Annotated in this window: 2 protein-coding genes; one reads left to right on the top strand and one right to left on the bottom strand. The window is 47.9% G+C overall.

Annotation, left to right across the window (positions count from 1 at the left end):
* Positions 1-301: 301 nt before the first annotated feature.
* Positions 302-763, top strand: coding sequence for a DUF4124 domain-containing protein (locus tag A3750_RS10155; RefSeq protein ID WP_068548230.1), 462 nt, complete (start codon positions 302-304; stop codon positions 761-763).
* 69 nt (positions 764-832) lie between these two features.
* Here A3750_RS10155 and clpB read toward each other — a convergent pair.
* Positions 833-3,073: ATP-dependent chaperone ClpB (clpB, locus tag A3750_RS10150; protein WP_068548229.1), on the bottom strand; the 2,241-nt coding region annotated here is incomplete at its 5' end.

Here is a 3,073-nt window from a genome sequence, read left to right as displayed (position 1 = left end):
GAGTAACGCCGGAAAAACACGTGCATTTTTTAAACGCGCTCTTCAAGTAAACAAACAATGTTGCCGTCGCAACAGATAAACTCACTGGGGGGATAAGAAAACCACTAGGAAAGGCCTCTACAAACTACCCCGGATCTAAGCGAGCTGCAATTCTGACACTTAATTAACCAGAGTCAACATCTGCACCCAAAAATTGCTATCTAAAATGCAAAAACCTCAGAAAAAAAAGCCAAATTCACAGTTTGGTTTATAGTTAAAGCAACAAGTTTATGATTCCCTTACTAATTCTGGGTGTTTTTATATGAAAATAGCGCAACTAACAAAAGCTCTAATCCTATCCGTTTTCTTTGGTTTAGTGACCGTTTCTGCGAGCGCCGAAATATACAAATGGACAGACAAAGACGGGCGCACCCATTACTCCGACAAGAAACCAAACGCTCAAAAAGATGCTAAAAAAATCAAGGTACATACCGGGAAAGGCAGCATAGGAAATAGCAGCAACAAACCGTCAAGCGAGCCGCAACCAAACACACCAGAAAAAGAGCAGGCTCTTCAGAAAAAAGCCGAAGACCTATCGAAAAAACAGGGGCAGCAGGCCAGCAAAGAACGATGCGATGCTGTTCGAGAAAACGTTGCCAAGATGACAGAAGGCGCACGACTGCGAATCAATGAAAACGGCCAAATGCGCTTCCTAAGCCCTGAAGAAATCGCTGACAAAAGAAAAACCTATCAAGCTTTTCTTGATGAAAACTGCAGCTCGTAAGGTTTAGATTTACCAACTTACCTACATAAAAAAGCGGGCTCACGGCCCGCTTTTTTTGTTCCACTAAACTTATGCCGTTTGACGCATCCGCTTGTTGAAAACAATCTCTTCGTTTTCCACGCTGGCGCGCACAACATCTCCCGAGATAAATTCGCCTCCCAACAACCGCTGCGCAAGCGGATTTTCAACACGCTTCTGGATCGCACGCTTGAGCGGACGCGCGCCATAAACCGGATCAAATCCTGCATCTGCTAATTTCGCCATCGACTCCTCATCAAACTCAATCTGGATGCCAAGCTCTTGCAAGCGCGCCTCAAGGTTAGCAAGCTGAATTTTTGCAATTCCCTTAATTTGCGCGGCAGCCAAGGCATGAAAGACAACAACTTCATCAATTCTGTTTACAAACTCTGGCCGGAAGTGCCCAGTCACAGATTCCATTACAGAGTCTTTGATCGCATCATAGCCAGCAGGGCTTTCACCCGAGCTCATGCTCTGGATAACGTCTGAACCAAGATTCGAGGTCATAACAATCACCGTATTGCGGAAATCGACTGTACGCCCTTGGCCATCAGTCAACCGGCCATCCTCAAGCACCTGCAAAAGGATGTTGAATACATCAGGATGCGCTTTCTCCACCTCATCAAGCAACAATACGGAATAAGGCTTACGACGGACAGCTTCCGTTAAGTAGCCTCCCTCTTCATAGCCAACATAGCCCGGAGGCGCACCGATCAAACGAGCAACTGAGTGCTTCTCCATAAACTCAGACATATCAATGCGCACCATCGCTTCTTCAGTATCAAACAAAAGGCTCGCTAAAGACTTACACAACTCCGTCTTACCAACCCCAGTTGGCCCAAGGAACAAAAATGAGCCGTTTGGACGATTCGGATCCGATAACCCAGCCCGCGAACGACGAACCGCATCCGCCACTGCGTTTACCGCCTCATCCTGACCAATAACCCGCTCGTGCAACGCATCTTCCATGCGTAAGAGTTTATCTTTCTCGCCCTCAAGCATCTTAGAGACTGGAATACCTGTCCACTTCGATACGGTCTCCGCGATTTCTTCCTCCGTCACTCTATTCCGAAGCAAGGTCATGCCCACCATCTCAGCCTGCGAAGCCATATCTAGCTGTCGTTCCAACTCTGGAATTTTGCCATACTGCAACTCAGACATAAGCGCCAAATCACCGTTGCGGCGCGCACTTTCCAGCTCAACACGAGCTTGTTCAAGATCACTTTTTACCTGCTGCGAACCCTGCAAGGCAGCTTTTTCTGACACCCAAACCTCTTCCAGATCCGCAAACTCTTTCTCGACGCTTTCAATTTCCCTGTTTAGCTCAACCACCGCGGCCTTCGAGCCTTCGTCCTTTTCTTTCCTCAAGGCTTCGCGTTCAATCTTTAACTGAATCAATCGGCGCTCAAGGCGATCAAGGGATTCCGGCTTTGAGTCCATCTCCATGCGAATTTGGCTCGCCGCTTCGTCTACGAGGTCAATCGCCTTGTCAGGTAACTGCCGATCACTAATGTAACGATGCGACAACTTACCCGCAGCGATAATGGCACCATTGGTAATTTCAACACCGTGGTGAACTTCATAACGCTCCTTCAGCCCACGCAAAATCGCAATGGTGTCTTCAACCGTTGGCTCGTCTACAAGTACTTTTTGGAAGCGGCGCTCTAGGGCTGCATCTTTCTCTATGTACTCGCGATATTCGTCCAGAGTTGTAGCACCAACGCAATGCAACTCTCCGCGCGATAGTGCCGGCTTGAGCATGTTTCCGGCATCCATCGAACCTTCTGCCTTACCTGCACCAACCATGGTATGAATTTCATCGATGAACAGAATGATTTGGCCTTCCTGTTTAGAAAGCTCATTTAGCAAGGCCTTCAAGCGTTCTTCAAATTCTCCACGAAATTTAGCTCCAGCAATCAGCGCCCCCATATCAAGAGACAACACTCGCTTATCTTTTAAGCCTTCGGGCACTTCGCCATTTACAATGCGCTGCGCCAAACCTTCAACAATTGCAGTTTTACCAACCCCAGGCTCGCCAATAAGCACAGGATTATTCTTTCTGCGACGCTGTAACACTTGTATGGTTCGACGAATTTCGTCATCGCGGCCAATCACTGGATCCAATCTGCCCTCTGTCGCTCGAGCTGTTAAATCCACCGTATATTTTTCCAATGCTTCGCGATTTTCTTCCGCGCCCTGATCGTTCACCGCATCTCCCCCACGAACTTTCTCAATCGCAGCTTCAAGCGCCGCTTTTTCCACATGGTGTTTTTTAAAGACGGCACCCATAGC

Source organism: Oleiphilus sp. HI0079, assembly GCF_001635105.1.
The sequence above is the reverse complement of the archived record's forward strand: the minus strand, read 5'-3'. Positions and strand labels throughout refer to the sequence as shown.

Excerpts from the sequence above, each read along its gene's own strand:
- A3750_RS10155 (WP_068548230.1), top strand. The coding sequence starts at position 302 with ATGAAAATAGCGCAACTAACAAAAGCTCTAATCCTATCCGTTTTCTTT.